The sequence below is a fragment of the Paraburkholderia ginsengiterrae genome (assembly GCF_001645125.1).
Taxonomy (GTDB): domain Bacteria; phylum Pseudomonadota; class Gammaproteobacteria; order Burkholderiales; family Burkholderiaceae; genus Paraburkholderia; species Paraburkholderia ginsengiterrae.
Map to the genome: position 1 here is coordinate 136,747 of NZ_LXKA01000360.1, position 16,878 is coordinate 153,624.

The following is a 16,878-nucleotide window of genomic DNA, read 5'->3' on the forward strand; positions in this document are numbered from 1 at the left end:
TTCGATACCGTCACTTCTTGTCGAACGTGACCAGTTGCTTGTCATTCGTATCCGCGACAAAAATCGCCAGCAGCTTCGCGGGTTCGGTATCGCTCGCGTTCTCGCTGACCATATGGTGCGCGCCGGGCTTCTCGGTCCAGGATTCGCCCGCGTGATAGACGCGCACCTCGCCGTTATTCACCTGGCTGCGGATCGCGCCTGAGAGCACATAGGCCACCACGAACGCCTGCCCATGGCGATGCGGGAGCGACTTGCCGCCGGGCGCATAGTCGACGACGAGCGCCGTCATTGTCTTGCCCGGCACGTTTGCAATGGTTTCGGCGAAGGCGGGGGTGATCGTTTCCTGCGTGGCGGCGGTGTCCGCGGCGAAAACCGGTTGGGCCGTTCCCAGAAAGGCCAAACCAGCGAACGTGGCGGCAGCGATCAGTGTGCGCAGTGTCATGCTGTGACTCCCGAGAATGCAGTCAGATCTTCATCGCTCGAATCCGCGACCGAGGCCCAGCTTGACGCCACCGCGTCCAGCTCGGCGTGTGCGCGTTGCAGCGCCGCGGTGCGTGCTTCGGGATCCGCGAACTGCAGCGGCTGCGCATCGACGAAGGTCGGCTCGGCCACGCCCAGGAACCCGAACGCCGCCTTCAGGGCGGGCGTGAGCGCATCCATTGCCGCGTAAGGCGAACCCGCGCGCAGATCCGCGCCACGGCTCGTGATGAAGAGGGTTTTCTGACGCGAAAACTGACCGACCACGCGGCCATCTGCGTCGAACTGATAGGTCAAACCGCCGCGCGTGATGCTGTCGATGAACGCCTTGAACGCCGAGGGCATCGACCAGTTGTACATCGGCATGGCGAAGACGAAGGCGTCGGCCGCGAGGAGCCGCTTGCACAACGCATCCGACTGCGCCAGCGTCGCTTTCATGGCCGGCGTGCGATCGTGCTCGGCCGTGTAGGTTGCAATGGCGAACGCTTCGGTAACGTGCGGCGGCGTGTCGATCGTGACATCCAGATAGTCGATTTCCAGATCGACACCCTGTTCGCGCAGGCGCTCCAGAAAATAGCGGCTCAACGCGCGGGAGTTGGATCGTTCGCGCTTGGCGCTGGCGTCGACGTGCATGATCTTCATGATTTCCATCCTTCTTGAGTGACTGTCGTCACTGATAGTGAGTGGGCATGGCGGCAGATTAAAGACCCGACTGGCATTATAAAATGACCGATTGTGGTTAATTTGAGGTAACCACTTTTGCGCGCCTCATAGCGAAGGGCGGTTGAAAGCCGCCGAAAGCAGTTGAAAGCCGCAACGGCGGATTAGTACGCTCGGCTGCAACAGTCCAGTGCGGAATCCGATTTTGACAATATCTGACCTAGCAGATAAAATTCGTCTCATCGTACAGGGGGATGAATGAACCACTACTCGCCGGAAAATTTCAGTCTGACGCAGAGCGTGGGTTTCTCGATCAACAAAGCACGCAACTTGTTGGTAGTCGAAATGGACACTGCACTGAAGGATCTCGGCATCACCACTCAGCAAATGGGCATTCTGCTATCTATGCGCCGGGGTATCGCCGCCACGCCGTTCGAGTTGTCGCGGCTGCTCGGCATCGACACAGGCCTGATGACGCGCATGCTCGACAAGCTGGAAGCCAAGGGCCTGCTGGAGCGCTCGCGCAGCGTCGAAGATCGCCGTGTCGTCAACCTGCAGTTGACGAAAGAGGGCGAGGCCGTTGCCGCGCAGCTTCCGAATATCGTGCCGTTGGTGCTGAACCGGCGGTTGAAGAAGTTTACGAAGGCTGAATTCGAGGAATTGCGCCGTCTGCTGAACAAGTTTCTCGCAGAGTAGGCACGTAGCCGGGCAAAGAGTGCTGCGAATATTCGCAGCGTTTTTTTCAGTTAAATATCTGACAGGTCAGACAATGAGTACTCAGTTAATTTCCCGGAAAATCGTGTCGCGGGCCGCAAAGACCGGTTTGACGGTGATCTTCGCGGCCGTGCTGTCGGCCTGCGTGAACTACGCCGGCATTTCGAGCGACAAGCAGATGGCGCAGCCGCAAGCCTATGCGACACAGCAAAGCATCGTGCAAGACCACGGCCATTGGCCGGCTGCCGATTGGGCCGACCAGTTCGGCGACGCGCAGCTGAAGGCCTTGATCGCCGAAGCGCTGAAGGGCAATCCGACGGTCGAGCAGGCCCGCGCCCGCGTGGCGGCGGCCGCCGCCTACAGTGAGACGGCAAAGGCCAGCACTCTGCCGAAGGTCGGTGCAAGCTACTCGTTGACGCGTCAGCAGTATTCCGGCACGGCGCTCGTGCCGCCGCCGTATGGCGGATCGTGGCAGACGGAGAACCAGGGCCTGCTGTCCGCTTCTTACGATCTCGACCTGTGGGGCAAGAACCGCGAAGCGCTGAAGTCGTCGCTGTCGCAGTTGCAGGCGAGCGAGGCGGACGGGGAGGTCGTCAAGCTGTCGCTCACGTCGGCCACGGCACGCGCCTACAACCAGCTCGCGCGGCTCTATGCGCTGCGCGACATCGCGCAGCAGGAAATCACGCAGCGCGAACAGATCGACCGCATTACCGCAGGACGCATTGCCGCGGGTCTCGATACCGAGGTGGAGCGCAAGACGGCCCAGGCGAATCTCGCCACCAGCCGCGCCACGCTGGCGTCGATCGACGGCAGCATTCTCACCACCCGCTATCAGCTTGCCGCCTTGCTGGGCGCCGGACCGGACCGCGGTCTGGCGATCACGCGGCCAACGCTCAGCGTGGGCGACGAAGTGCACGTGCCGGACAATCTGCCGGCCGATCTGGTGAGCCGCCGCCCGGACCTGGTCGCGGCCAGGTGGCGCGTGGACGCGCTCACGCACGATGTGAAAGAGGCCAAGGCGGAGTTCTATCCCGACATCAATCTGAGCGCCGCGCTCGGCCTCGACGCGTTCGGCTTCGGCCGTTTCCTCACCGCGGCGAGCCGCACGGAATCGGTCGGCTCGGCCATCCATCTGCCTATTTTCGACGGCGGTCAGCTGCGCGCGCAATTGAAGGGACGTTATGCCGATTTCGACTACGCCGTCGCCACGTATAACCAGACGCTCATCACCGCGCTGTCCGAAGTCGCCACGCAGCTCTCGCAAATCCGCTCGACGGACGAACAGCTCGCCGATGCACAAGCCGCCCAGGAGGCCGCGCGCGGCGCTGACCAGTTGGCGCTCACGCAGTACAAGGGCGGCCTTGCGAACCAGCTGACCGTGCTCAACGCCGACACGACCGCGCTCGCCGCCGACCAGCAGGTCGCCAATCTCAAGATGGACCGGCGCGATCAGCAGATTGCGCTGGCCGCGGCGCTCGGCGGCGGATATACGGACAACGCCGGCTCCGCCGCGCACAGCGACGCCGCTGCCCCGGCGACGGCGAGCGCGACCGTTTCCGCCAATCCGGCCAATCCCGCCATTGCCGCGCGCTGAAGCGCTATCGCGACACTTTTATCTTCTGCCAGGAGCCACATCATGAGCGACACGATCAACACCGGCCGCGCGAAGTCGGACGCGGACCAGCGCCTGCAAGTGCAGGCCCCCACGAAACGCAAGCTGCTGCTCTCGCTGCTCGCCGCCGCAATCGTGGTGGCCGGAGCCGGCTACGGCACGTATTACTACACGACCGCTCGCTTCTATGAGTCCACCGACGACGCCTACGTGAGCGGCAACCTCGTGCAACTCACGCCCCAGGTGAGCGGCACGGTGGTCGCGGTGAACGCGGACGACACCCAGATCGTCAAGCAGGGCGACCCTGTCGTCACCCTCGACGGCGCCGACGCGAAAGTCGCCTTGGAGAACGCGGAAGCCACGCTCGGCCAGACCGTGCGGCAGGTGAGCGGCCTCTATGTCAACAACGACTTTTACGCCGCGAATGTCGCCCAACGTCAATCGGATCTCGCTCGCACCAACGACGACCTGAAGCGTCGCCTGGCCGTGGCGGCAACCGGGGCGGTGTCCGGCGAGGACATCGCCCACGCTCGCGACGCGGTGAGCTCCGCGCAGGCCACGCTCGACGCTGCGCGCCAGCAGGCCGAAGCCAACCATGCGCTGACCGACCACACGTCGATCGAACAGCATCCGAACGTGCAGGCCGCGGCGTCGAAAGTGCGCGACGCCTACCTGACTTACGCGCGCGATACCTTGCCGGCGCCAGTGACCGGCTACGTGGCGAAGCGCTCGGTGCAGGTCGGCCAGCGCGTGGCGCCCGGCACACCGTTGATGGCAATCGTGCCGCTCGACGGCGTATGGGTCGATGCGAACTACAAGGAAGGCCAGCTCACGCACATGCGCATCGGCCAGCCTGTCACGCTCACGGCGGACGTGTACGGTTCCGGCGTCAAGTATCACGGCCGGGTCGTGGGCTTCTCCGCGGGCACGGGTGCGGCCTTCGCCACGCTGCCCGCGCAGAACGCCACCGGCAACTGGATCAAGGTCGTGCAGCGCCTGCCCGCGCGTATTCAGCTCGATCAGAAGGAACTGGCCGCGCATCCGTTGCGGATCGGCCTGTCGATGCAGGTCGAGGTCGACACACACGAGCAAACCGGCGAGCAACTTGGCGCGGCGGTCAACACCTCGTATCGCACCGACGTATTCGCCGAGTACGGCGCCGATGCCGACGCCGAGATCGCGCGGATCATCGCCCAGAACATGCCCGCCGGGCGCGAAATGGCCGCGAGCACGACGCAGAAAAACGCGGCGCGCAAAGCCGGCTGAACCCGCGGCGTTTGAACGCCGGTTTTTTTCGGCCATTTAACTGACAAGTCAGAGAATCTCATCTTGTTCGACAGGTGATCACATGAATCAATCGACCATGCCGCCCGCGCTGCCGCCGCTGACCGGCGGCAAGCTCGTGCTGGCGACAGTGGCCGTGGCGCTTGCCACGTTTATGAACGTGCTGGATTCGTCGATCGCGAACGTGGCGATTCCGACCATCGCCGGCAATCTGGGCGTCTCGGTGGACGAGGGGACCTGGGTGATTACCCTGTTTGCCGCCGCCAACGCCATCGCCATTCCGCTGACCGGCTGGCTGACGCAACGCGTCGGGCAGATCAAACTGTTCGTGACGGCGATCCTGTTGTTCGTGCTGTCGTCGTGGCTGTGCGGCATTGCACCGAATCTGCCGGTGCTGCTCGCCGCGCGGATCGTGCAGGGCGCGGTGGCGGGCCCCTTGATTCCGCTGTCGCAAGCGATTCTGCTCGGGTCGTATCCGAAAGAGAAATCCTCCACCGCGCTCTCGTTGTGGGCGATGACGGCGACCGTCGGCCCGATCGCGGGCCCCGCGCTCGGCGGCTGGATCACGGACAGCTACAGCTGGTCGTGGATTTTCTACATCAACATTCCGATCGGCATCTTTGCCGCGGGCGTGACGTGGGCGATCTACCGGACCCGCGAAACCCCCACCAAGCGTTTGCCGATCGACAAGGTTGGATTGATCTCGCTGATCGCATGGGTCGGCTCGTTGCAGATCATGCTCGACAAGGGCAAGGATCTCGACTGGTTCAACTCGCCGGTGATCATCGCCTTGACCGTGTTCGCCGCCATTAGCTTTATTTTCTTCGTGATCTGGGAGCTGACCGAAAAGAGTCCCATCGTCGATCTGACATTGTTCGGAAAACGAAATTTTCTGGGCGGCACGATTGCCATTTCCGTGGCCTATGCGGTGTTCTTCTCCAATCTCGTGCTGTTGCCGCAATGGATGCAGGAGTACCTGAACTACCGCTCGGTGGATGCCGGCCTCGCGACCGCGCCGCTCGGCATCTTCGCCGTGCTCCTTGCACCGGTGCTGGCGAAGATCATGCCGAAGTCGGACGCGCGGGTTCTCGCCACGCTGGCCTTTGTCGGTTTTGCCGGCGTGTTCTTCATGCGCTCGAACTACACCACCGGCGTGGACACGTGGACACTGGTCTTGCCGACGCTGTTGCAAGGTATTCCGACGGCGCTGTTCTTCGTGCCGCTGACCGCCATCATTCTTTCCGGCCTGTCGCACGAGCGGATTCCGGCCGCAGCCGGGCTGTCGAACTTCGCGCGGGTGTTTGCCGGCGCGGTGGGGACCTCGCTCACGGCGACTGGATGGAACAACCGGACCATCCTGCATCATGCGCAACTGGCCGAGCAAACAAGCGTGAACAATCCGGCTTTCACGTCCGCGCTGACGGCCGTGCAAAACACGTTGGGAGGAACGCCAGCACAGGCGAGGGCGTTTTTCGAGCAGGCCATGAATGCCCAGGCGGCCATGCTGGGTCTCAACGATATTTTCTGGCTGTCGGCGGTGATTTTCGTGCTGATCATTCCGTTGATCTGGGTGACCAGGCCGGATCGGTCCAGCTCGGCTGCCGCAGCGGGGGCGGGCGGACATTGATTGCAGACCGGGTGGTGCGCGCGGCGACAGCAACGCGCTGGCGGTGACAACGCAAACGGCAGAGCAGGAGCGATATTTATTTGCGTACGCTTACAAGCTTGCCGATTGGGTTATCGGCAGCATTGCAATTGCGCTGTGCGTGCCGCTAAAGCGGAGTTATGCATAACGAATTTCAATGCAGCGCTTATATTTTTTGATCAATGTAAATGACGGCCATGGCTCTTTGATTCGCTCCTTGCGAATGGATAAAAGAGCCCGCTTTGCAGGTCTTTAGGTGTGGCGATGGGCTAACGGTCATATTCAATCAGTATCTTTTTTTTGATTCGCGGTGCTACACTACCTGCGCACGACGGCAGGAAAACGCTTCCAGGCAATTGGCCACTGCCTTCTGACATCAGTGCACGGTGTTAGACATCGAATGGACATACAGCTAAAAATATAAGGAGCAGGTATGCATCGGTTGTCGAATAATTCCGAACACATTCAAATACGAGCTATAACCCAAGAGGCTTGGCACCGTCCTCCGTCTTTGGAATTGACCGGCTAATTCCGGTTGCTTCGCGGGCATTGTGAAACGCCGCGAGGGACTGTCGACCGGCAGTACTCACCGTGTTGCTCCGTCTTGCACGAGCGGCAAGCGCAGCTATCCGCGAGCGGACCCTACCTTGCGTAGCATGCACGCCGCCTTGCGGCGCTGAACGGTCAGGGTGGTATCGATATCGTTTCTCAGGCTGGCACCAGATCATAAAGTCTCTGACTTAACCCGATTGCGTTTCGACACCCGCGCCTGACGGCCGCGGAGAATTGCCAACGGAGTTCAAGATGACACGACGGTCGCGCGTTCTTGCCGCTTGCCTCGTCCTGACAGCCCTCACGGCGCTGAGCGGGTGCCATGACAAACAGCCTGCCGAGGCCGCGCGGCCGCCGGTCAATGTCGACGTGATGGACATCGCGTTGCGCGACGTGCCGGTGCTGTTCGACTACGTCGGCCAGACCGAAAGTTCGCAGCAGGTGGAGATTCGCGCGCGGGTGAACGGTTTTCTCGACACGCGCGTGTATCAGGAAGGTGCCCTGGTCCATCAAGGCGACGTGATGTTCCAGATGGATCGCAAACCGTTCGAGGCGGCGCTCGACGCCGCGCGGGCCGAGTTCGCGCAGCAGAAGGCGCGCCTCGACACCGCGCAGGCGAACCTCAACCGGGTACGGCCGCTCGTGGCGAAGAATGCGTTGAGCCAGAAAGACCTGGACGATTCCATCGGCCAGCAGCAAGCTGCCGCCGCCGCGCTCGAACAGGCGCGAGCGAACGTCACCAGCGCGAACCTGAATCTCGGCTACACGACCATCACGGCGCCCGTCACTGGCCTGTCGAGCTACGCGAAGAAGCAGAACGGTTCCTATATCGATGCGAGCAATAGTCTGCTGACCTATGTCGCCAAGCTCGATCCCATGTGGATCAACTTCGCGCTGTCCGAGAACGAAATGCTGCAGTTGCGCACGCAGACCTCGAACGGCACCCTGAAGCTGCCGGCGGTGAACGATATCGAGGCCGTCGTCGTCCTGGCCGACGGCAGCATTTATCCGCAGCGCGGTCATATCGCGTTCAGAGACGCGTCGCTGAGCTCCGAAACCGGCACCTATCTGATTCGTGCCGCGGTGCCCAATCCCGACGGCGCGCTGCGTCCAGGCCAGTTCGTGCGCATCAAGCTGGTCGGCGCCGAGCGCGCCTCGGCGGTGGCGGTGCCGCAAGCTGCGGTCATGCAAGGGCCGCGCGGCGAATACGTGTGGACCGTCGACAAGGACAATAAGGCGCAACAGCGCGCGATCCAGACGGGGGACTGGAACGGCAACGACTGGGTGGTCAATGCCGGTCTGCATCCAGGCGACCGGGTGGTGGTCGACAACGCGTTGCGGTTAGCGCCCGGCGCACCGGTCAACGCGCGCGTGGTGCCGACGCCGGCCGCGAGCGTGAATATCGGCGCGGCAGCAGCCGGGCAGGGCAACACCGCCGACGGCGGCGCGGCGGGCGCCTCGGGTAGCGGCGGGGCAACGGGATCGGCCGGCGCGGCAGGCGCAGGGGGCAACGCGGGTGCAGCGGGATCGGCCAGCACCGGAGGCGCTGTCGGTGCAGCAGGCCCGGCGGGCACGTCCGCAGCCAACACGGGCGCTACCGGCGCGTCAGGCACGCCGTCCGGCCACACGGAACTGTTCTTCACGACTGGCAGCGCGAGTCTCGATCCGCAGTCGGCCGAGGCGCTCGCATCCGTCGCGCGCCGCCTGCTCGCCGCGCCCGACTCGCGTGTCGCGGTGTCCGGCTATACCGACTCAACCGGCTCTTACGACACGAACGTCAAGCTCGCCGCCGCGCGCGCCGCGACTGTGCGCTCGGCGCTGATCGTCGCAGGCGTCGACGTTGCGCGCATCGAGATGCGCCGTCCCGCGAAGATCGTGTCCACCGACGCGCCTGACAAGTCGCGCCGCGTCGATCTCACCCTCTCGTCCGCGACCGGAGGCTGAGCGATGAAGTTCGCCCATTTTTTCATCGACCGGCCGATCTTCGCCTCGGTGCTGTCGATCATTCTCGTGGTGGCGGGCACGGTCGCGATGTTCAATCTGCCGATCGCGCAGTTTCCCGACATCGCGCCGCCGACCATCACGGTGAGCGCAACCTATCCCGGCGCGAGCGCGGAAGTCGTCGCGCAGAACGTCGCCGCGCCGCTCGAACAGCAGGTCAACGGCGCGGACAACATGATGTATATGAACTCGTCCAGTTCGTCGACCGGCAACATGACGCTGACGACCTACTTCAACATCGGCACGGACCCCGCGCTCGCGCAGGTCGACGTGCAGAACCGCGTGAACCTCGCGCTGCCGACACTGCCCGACGCGGTCACGGCGCAAGGCGTGTCGGTGCAGAAGCGTTCGTCGGCGTTCATGATGGTGATCGCGATCTATTCGCCGGACAACTCGTATGACCAGTCCTACGTGGCGAACTACGCGAACGTGTATGTGCTCGATGCGTTAAAGCGCATTCCGGGCGCGAACCAGGCTTCGATCTTCGGCTCGGCCGACTACGCCATGCGAATCTGGATCAAGCCTGACCGCATGGCGAAGCTCAAGATCACCGTGAGCGATGTGCAGCAGGCGATCAGCAACCAGAATCAGCAGTTCTCGGCGGGGCGCCTCGGTCAGTCGCCGACCAGCGGCCCGGTTCTGCAAACCTTCCCGGTCGCGACCAAAGGCCGGATGACCGAGCCCGCCGACTTCGACAACATTATCCTGCGCGCCGGTTCCGGCGACGCTTCGACCGTGCGTATCAAGGACATCGGCCACGCGGAGCTGGGGGCAAAAGACTACTCGCTGCGCGGGCGCTACAACGGCAAGACCGCCACGCTGATCGCCGTGTACCAGCAGCCGGGCGCCAACGCGCTGCAGGTCGCCAAGCAGGTGCGCGCCACGCTCGATCAATTGCACAAGAGCTTCCCGCCGGGACTCAAATATGAAGTCGCGCTGGATACGACGGAGTTCGTTGAGGAGTCGATTGGCGAGGTGGTCCACACGCTGCGCGACGCCGTGATTCTCGTGATTCTGGTGGTGTACATTTTCCTGCAGAGCTTTCGTGCGACGCTCGTGCCGATTATCGCGGTACCCGTGTCGATTCTTGGCGCGTTCATCGGCATGATTGCGTTCGGTTTCTCGATCAACATGCTGACGCTGTTCGGCATGGTGCTCGCGATCGGCATCGTGGTGGACGATGCGATCGTCGTGATCGAGAACGTCGAGCGCAATATGACGGAATTCGGCCTGCCGCCGAAGGAAGCCGCCAAACACGCGATGGACGAAGTCACCGGTCCGGTGATCGCGATCGTGCTCGTGCTGCTCGCGGTGTTCATTCCGGTGGCGTTTCTATCGGGCATCACCGGCCAGTTGTACAAGCAGTTCGCGGTGACGCTTGCGGTGTCGGTGGTGTTGTCGGGGGTGGTCGCGTTGACGCTCTCGCCCGCGCTCGCCGCGATTCTGCTCAAACCCGGCGAGCACAAGAAGAACCGCTTCTTTCGCTGGTTCAACGAGCGGTTCGACCGCTTGACGCAGGGCTACGGCCGCGCGGTGCAGCTCGCGATCCGGCGCGTTGCGCTGTCGCTCCTGTTGATCGTCGCGATGGTGGCCGCGACCGTCGGGCTCTTCAAGCACATTCCGTCGTCCTTTGTGCCGGTCGAGGATCAGGGTTATCTGCTCGGCGCAGTGGTCCTGCCCGACGCAGCGAGTCTCGACCGGGCCGGCGAACTCTCGCAGCGAGCCGAACAATGGTTCGCGAAGCAGCCCGCGGTCAAGTCGGTTGCCGCGCCAATCGGCTACAGCCTGATCGACTCGCAATACAAGTCGAACGCGGGCACGCTGTTCATTACGCTCAAAGGGTTCAAGGAGCGCGGCGAGAACGGCACCGCGCAGGATCTGATCCGCGATGCGAACAAGGCGTTCGCGGGGTTCAAGGACGGCGTGGTGGTCCCGCTGAATCCACCGTCGATACCTGGTCTCGGCACGACCGGCGGCTTTGAGTTCTGGCTGCAGAGCACCGGCGACGGCAGTTATCAGGACCTCGAGGCAAAGGTCCGCGCAATGATTGCCAAGGCGCGTGAAAACCCGGCGCTGCGCGGCGTGAACTCGACCATCAACACGCACTCGCGGCAATTGTTGGTCGAGGTCGACCGGGAGCGGGCGGAATCGCTCGGCGTGCCGGTTCAGGACGTTTATGCGGCACTCCAGACCATGTTTGGTTCGTCGTATGTGAGCCAGTTTCCCAAGAGCAGCCGGCTCTTCCAGGTGATCGTGCAGGCCGAGCCGCAATACCGGACGCAGCCCGACGACATCCAGCAGCTTTACGTGCGCAATCGTCAGGGCGACATGGTGCCGATCAAGGCCGTCGCCACGTTCCGCTTCGTGCCGGGCGCGGACATCGTCAACCGTTTTAATAATTTCCCGGCCGCGAAGATCACCGGCGACGCCGCGCCGGGCCACAGTTCGGGTGAAGCGATCGCGGGCATGGAGCAGATCGCGCAGGAGGTGCTCGGCGAAGGCTACAGCTACGCGTGGAGCGGTCAGGCGTATGAGGAAAAGCAAGCCGGCTCGACCGCGGCGCTGGTGTTCGGCTTCGCGTTGCTGATGGTGTTCCTGATTCTCGCCGCCCAATACGAAAAGTGGTCACTGCCGATCGGCGTCCTGCTGGCCGTGCCGTTCGCGCTGTTCGGCGCATTGGTCGGCATTCTCCTGCGCGGAATGGAAGACGACGTGTACTTCCAGATCGGCTTGACGGTGCTGATCGCGCTCGCGGCGAAGAACGCGATTCTGATCTTCGAGTTTGCCGTCGAGATGCGCGAGAAGGAAGGACTGGGGCCCTACGACGCCGCGATCAAGGCAGCAAAACTGCGTCTGCGCCCAATCATCATGACGTCGCTCGCGTTCATTCTCGGTTGCGTGCCGCTGGCGATCGCGAGCGGCGCCTCGGCGGCGAGCCGCCGCTCGCTCGGCACCGGTGTGATCTTCGGCATGCTCGGTGCGACGGCCATTGCACTGTTCTTCATTCCGATGTTCTTCTGGGGGCTCGAAACGCTGTCGTCGCGCAAGAAGCAGACTGAGCCCGGGGCGGATGCCGGACCGCCGGCCGTGCCGCGGCCACGGGAGGAATAGGCATGAGACCCTCTGTGTGTCGCCTCACCGTCGCGCTGTGCGCCTGCTGGCTCGCAGGCTGCGCGGTCGGGCCGGACTACCACCGCCCGGCTATCGATACGCCGTCGTCGTTCCGCTACGCGTCGCCCGACGCCGAGGTGGTCGACGCTTCCACGTTTCAATGGTGGAGCCAGTTCAACGATCCGGTGCTCGACGGGTTGATTCAGCGGGCGCTCGATCAGAACAAGGATCTTGGGATCGCGGCTGCGCGTGTCGACGAGTTTTACGGCCGGCTGATGTCCACGCGCGCCGCGCTGTTCCCGCAAATCGGCGCGAACTTCGCCGGCGGCCGCAGCCGTGGCGTGCCCGCACCCGGCTTCCCGCCCGCGGTCGGCAACCAGGTGCAGCTCGACGTGATGGCGTCGTGGGAAATCGATCTGTTCGGCCGTTTGCGGCGTCTGACGGAAGCGGCACGCGCCGATTATCTCGGCACCCAGGCCGCGCAACAGGCCACGCGCATTTCGTTGATCGCCAGCGTGGCGACGTCGTATCTGCTGCTGCGCGATCTCGACCAGAGGCTGGAGATTTCGAAGTCGACGCTGGCTAGCCGTGCCGATGCGGTGACGCTGTTCCGGGTGCGCTACGGCGGCGGCGTCGTTTCGCAACTGCCGGTCAGTCAGGCGAAGTCCGAGTACGAGTCGGCTCAGGCGCAGGTCTATTCGTTCCAGCAACAGATCGCCCAGCAGGAGAATGCGTTGTCGCTACTGCTCGGCGACAACCCGGGGCCGATTCCGCGTGGCAAGCCGCTCACGCAACTGACCGCGCCCGCGATTCCGGCGGGCTTGCCGTCGTCGTTGCTCGAACGACGGCCGGATATCCTTCAGGCCGAGCAGGCGTTGATTTCCGCGAATGCGTCGATAGGCGCGGCACGCGCGCAGTATTTCCCGACCATCTCGCTGACGGGCCTGTTCGGCGCGGCGAGTACGGCGCTCTCGGGGCTCTGGACCGGTCCGGCGCGCATCTGGTCGTTCGCGGGTGCGGTCTCGCAGCCGATCTTCACCGGGGGTGCGATTGCGGGCTCCGTGCGCAGCGCCGAGGCGATACAGAAGGAGGCCTTGCTCAGCTATGAGCAGACGATCCAGTCCGCGTTTGCCGATGTGGAAGACGCGCTGGTGGGTGTCGCGCGCGTGAGGGATCAGTTGCAGGCCACTAACCGGCAAGTCGACGCGCTCACGCAATACCTGTCGCTCGCGCGTGATCTGTACGAGGGCGGCTACACGAGCTATCTGGAAGTGCTCGACGCGGAGCGGAGCCTGTTTGCCGCGCAGCTCCAGCAATCGCAGCTGCAGGACCAGGAGCTCGCGGAAGTCGTGTCGCTGTACAAGGCGCTGGGTTATGGATGGACGGTCGGCCCCGCGGCACAGGCGCAAACTGGCGGGTAACGTGGCAGTTGAGCCCGCAGTTGAGCTCGCAGCAGAGCTGGCGGCTAAAGAGCAGGGCGCCGCCAGTTCCACGCCCGGGCGATGAGTTCGATCAGATCGAACGGAGTCAACGGGTATTGCCGAGCACCTTCTTCGCAGTCGCATCGACAGCCTGGCGCATCTTGTCGACCAGTTCGTCGATCTGCGCATGGTCGATCACGAGCGGCGGGGCGACGATCAGCCGGCCGTTCGTGGAGCGGACGATCGCGCCCAGTTCGAAGCCGACGGTCCGGCTGTGCCAGGTCAACTCGGCCTCGTCACTGAAACGCTCGCGCGTGGCCTTGTTCTTCGCGAACTGGATGGCGGCGACCGCGCCCACACCCTGGATCTCGCCGATCAGCGGATGATCGCCGAACGCATCGCGCAATGCCTTCTGCAGATACGGCCCGGTATCGTTCTTCGTGCGCTCGACAAGCCCGTCTTTCTGGAGAACATCGAGATTGGCCAGCGCGACCGCCGCCGCGACCGGGTGCCCCGAGTAGGTCAGTCCGTGCGCGTACACACCGCCTTTTTCCACGAGCGCCTCGCCGACCCGGCGGCTCATGATCAGGCCGCCCATCGGCACATAGCCTGACGTCAGTCCCTTGGCGATACAGATCAGATCGGGTTCGAAGCCGAAATGCCGGTGCGCGAACCACTCGCCGGTGCGCCCGAAACCGCCGATCACTTCGTCCGCGCACAACAGCACGTCGTATTGGCGGCAAATGCGCTGGATTTCCTGCCAGTAGCCGTCCGGCGGGAAGATCATGCCGCCTGCGCCCTGGAACGGCTCGGCGACAAAAGCGCCGACCCGGTCCGCGCCCAGTTCGAGAATCTTCTTTTCGAGCGACAGTGCCGCCTGCTTGCCGAATGCTTCGGGGCTCAGATCGCCGCCGTTCGCGTACCAGTAAGGTTCGTCGACGTGCGTGATGTTCGGAATCGGCAGGTCGCCCATCTCATGCATGAAGGCCATGCCGCCCAGCGACGCGCTGCCCACCGTCGAGCCGTGATAGCCATTGACTCGCCCGATCAATACTTTCTTGCTGGGCTTGCCCATGATGTCCCAGTAACGCCGCACCGTGCGAATGAGCACTTCATTCGACTCCGAGCCGGAGTTGGTGTACACGACATGGCTGAAACGATCGCCCAGCAGCGAGAACAGCCGTTCCGACAACTCGATCACCGACGGATGCGTGGTATGAAAGAACATGTTGTAGTAGGACAGTTCTTTCATTTGCCGCGACGCCGCGTCGATCAGTTCCTGACGGCCATAACCGACGTTGGTGCACCAGAGGCCGGACATGCCGTCGAGGTAGCGGTTGCCGTCGTTGTCCCAGAGATAGACACCTTCGCCCCGCACCATGACGCGCGCCCCTTCGTGATTCAGGGCTTTCTGATCGACGAAGGCATGCAGGTGATGGGCTGCATCGCTTTGTTGATAGTCGCGAGTCGCGCGGTGCGGAAAGTGAGGAGCGTTCATGTTTGAGTTTCCAGTTGTGTGACAGACTAATCAGTACGAGATCCACGTCGTTTTCAGGCCCGTGTACTTGTCGAGCGCATGCAGCGACAGGTCACGGCCGAATCCCGATTGACGGAAACCGCCGAACGGCGTTTGCGCGCTAAGCGCATCGACCGTATTGACGGATACCGTGCCGGCACGCAAACGTGACGCTACGCGATGAGCGCGCGACAGGCGGCCCGTCCAGACCGACGCGGCGAGTCCATAGATCGAGTCGTTGGCGAGCGCGATCGCCTCGTCCTCCGTGTCGAATTTGAGCACCGACAGCACCGGTCCGAAGATTTCTTCGCGCGCGATCGGATTGCTTGCGTTCACATCGACGAAGATGGTCGGCTCGATAAAGTACCCCTTGCCGCCGAAACGCCATGTTCCACCGCCGGTTGCCAGCGTCGCGCTCGTGCGCCCCCGATCGATCCATCCGTTGACACGCTCGAATTGCGCGCGGTCGACAATCGCGCCCATGCCGCTGGCCGGATCGAGCGGGTCGCCTGGCATGAAGTCGCGCGAATGGGCAATCAGGCGCTCGACAAACTCGTCGTGAATCGAACGCTGCACCAGCAGCCGTGAATTGGCCGAGCACACTTCGCCCTGGTTGAAGAAGATGCCGAAGCACGCCTTGCGGGCCGCAAGATCGAGATCGTCGGTGTCCTCGAAAACCATATTCGGGCTCTTGCCGCCGCATTCGAGCCAGACCTGCTTCATGTTCGATTGCGCGGCGTATTCGAGAAACTTCTTGCCGACGGCCGTCGATCCGGTAAACGCCAGGACGTCCACGTCCGGATGTAATCCGAGCGCGCGTCCGGCGGTCTCGCCCAATCCCGGCACGACGTTCAGCACGCCTGGCGGCAAGCCGGCCTCGAGCGCGAGTTCCGCAAGACGCAAGGCGGACAGCGGCGATTGCTCGGCAGGCTTCAGTACGACGCTGTTGCCCGCCGCGAGTGCGGGTGCCACTTTCCAGGCCACCATGTCGAGCGGGAAATTCCACGGCACGACAGCACCCACCACGCCGAGCGGCTCCCGCGTGACGACCGCGAGATTGCCCGGATCGGTCGAGGCAACCTCGCCGTTCAGTTTGTCGATCGCCTCGCCATACCAGCAGAACAGGCTGCTGGCGGCCGGCACGTCGATCTCGAAGGCGTCGGCCACGCGTTTGCCCATGTTGAGCGAGTCGAGCAGGGCGAGTTCCGCGCCGTGCGACGCAATCAACTCACCCAGGCGGCACAGCACGCGTTTGCGTTCCGCCGGCGGACAACGCGACCAGTGCCCGGCATCGAACGAAGCACGGGCTGCGCGAACGGCGTCGTCGATATCGGCCTTGCCGCAAGACGCCACGTTGGCAATCACGGCCTCGGTGGCGGGGTTTATCGCCTCGAAAGTCTCGTTTTGATGACCACTGGTGAAACGGCCGTCGATGTGCGCCTGCGTGCGCGGGACGATCTCCGCCGCCAGTCGCTGCCAGTCCATATGGCTGTGATTTTCTGCTGAGGAATGACTCAAGGAATGACTCCGTTCTGATGATGGACAGGCCTCGCTGTCCATCTCCTGCATCAATGATGGAAACAGCTACCGCTCTCAGACCCTACTGTCGATCAACAAAAAGGGTGCGGAAAGAACAAATTTGTTCTTCATTGCATCAGGTTTTCCTATGCATTTTTTGAGTTGCATTCCCCTTCGGTGAATTTCGATGTTTCGGCACTCACACGCCGGGACGAATTTTATCTTTTGCGTTCATAGGCGAGCGATGGCGCCATGAATCTGCATATGGGAAAACTATCTACAGTGTAGGAAAACTATTTTTATTCAATAAATGCCCGGTGCTAGTCTTCACCCGTCCTTCGCCGCAGCCTCCTTGCACAAGGGGAAT

At 63.0% G+C, this 16,878-nt stretch carries 11 protein-coding genes; 7 read left to right on the forward strand and 4 right to left on the reverse strand.

Annotated elements, in window-relative coordinates:
• Positions 1 to 10: 10 nt before the first annotated feature.
• Together A6V37_RS33200 and A6V37_RS33205 are read right to left on the reverse strand one after the other, a co-directional pair.
• On the reverse strand, positions 11 to 442 hold the full coding sequence (locus A6V37_RS33200) for a cupin domain-containing protein (protein WP_082902715.1): 432 nt from the start codon (positions 440 to 442) through the stop codon (positions 11 to 13).
• The gene (locus tag A6V37_RS33205) at positions 439 to 1,119 is read right to left on the reverse strand and encodes an FMN-dependent NADH-azoreductase (protein ID WP_064268071.1); all 681 of its coding nucleotides are present in this window, start codon (positions 1,117 to 1,119) and stop codon (positions 439 to 441) included. The genes A6V37_RS33200 and A6V37_RS33205 overlap by 4 nt, the downstream gene beginning before the upstream one ends.
• Before the next feature lie 276 nt (positions 1,120 to 1,395).
• Between A6V37_RS33205 and A6V37_RS33210 the strand changes: the two genes are divergently transcribed.
• From A6V37_RS33210 to A6V37_RS33240, 7 genes are all read left to right on the forward strand, one after another.
• Entirely contained in the window at positions 1,396 to 1,833 is a 438-nt protein-coding gene (locus tag A6V37_RS33210) for a MarR family winged helix-turn-helix transcriptional regulator (RefSeq protein WP_064268072.1), read from the forward strand.
• A gap of 73 nt (positions 1,834 to 1,906) precedes the next feature.
• The gene (locus A6V37_RS33215) at positions 1,907 to 3,445 is read left to right on the forward strand and encodes an efflux transporter outer membrane subunit (RefSeq protein ID WP_064268073.1); all 1,539 of its coding nucleotides are present in this window, start codon (positions 1,907 to 1,909) and stop codon (positions 3,443 to 3,445) included.
• A 42-nt stretch (positions 3,446 to 3,487) separates the two neighbouring features.
• Positions 3,488 to 4,729, forward strand: coding sequence for an HlyD/EmrA/EmrK family protein (locus A6V37_RS33220; RefSeq protein WP_064268074.1), 1,242 nt, complete (start codon positions 3,488 to 3,490; stop codon positions 4,727 to 4,729).
• A gap of 82 nt (positions 4,730 to 4,811) precedes the next feature.
• Entirely contained in the window at positions 4,812 to 6,374 is a 1,563-nt protein-coding gene (locus A6V37_RS33225) for a DHA2 family efflux MFS transporter permease subunit (protein ID WP_064286774.1), read from the forward strand.
• A gap of 822 nt (positions 6,375 to 7,196) precedes the next feature.
• On the forward strand, positions 7,197 to 8,888 hold the full coding sequence (locus tag A6V37_RS33230; RefSeq protein ID WP_064286775.1) for an efflux RND transporter periplasmic adaptor subunit: 1,692 nt from the start codon (positions 7,197 to 7,199) through the stop codon (positions 8,886 to 8,888).
• Positions 8,889 to 8,891: 3 nt separating this feature from the next.
• Positions 8,892 to 12,056 carry an efflux RND transporter permease subunit gene (locus A6V37_RS33235; protein ID WP_064268076.1) on the forward strand — a complete coding sequence of 1,055 codons (3,165 nt, stop codon included), beginning with the start codon at positions 8,892 to 8,894 and terminating at the stop codon, positions 12,054 to 12,056.
• 2 nt (positions 12,057 to 12,058) lie between these two features.
• Positions 12,059 to 13,477, forward strand: a complete 1,419-nt coding sequence (locus tag A6V37_RS33240; protein WP_064286776.1) for an efflux transporter outer membrane subunit — start codon at positions 12,059 to 12,061, stop codon at positions 13,475 to 13,477.
• Between the two features lie 106 nt (positions 13,478 to 13,583).
• On the opposite strand, the gene A6V37_RS33245 is transcribed toward A6V37_RS33240, so the two are convergent.
• Together A6V37_RS33245 and A6V37_RS33250 are read right to left on the reverse strand one after the other, a co-directional pair.
• Positions 13,584 to 14,975: an aspartate aminotransferase family protein gene (locus tag A6V37_RS33245; protein ID WP_064286777.1), complete on the reverse strand. Its 1,392-nt coding sequence runs from the start codon at positions 14,973 to 14,975 to the stop codon at positions 13,584 to 13,586.
• Positions 14,976 to 15,005: 30 nt separating this feature from the next.
• Positions 15,006 to 16,478: an aldehyde dehydrogenase gene (locus A6V37_RS33250; RefSeq protein ID WP_064286778.1), complete on the reverse strand. Its 1,473-nt coding sequence runs from the start codon at positions 16,476 to 16,478 to the stop codon at positions 15,006 to 15,008.
• Between the last annotated feature and the right edge of the window lie 400 nt (positions 16,479 to 16,878).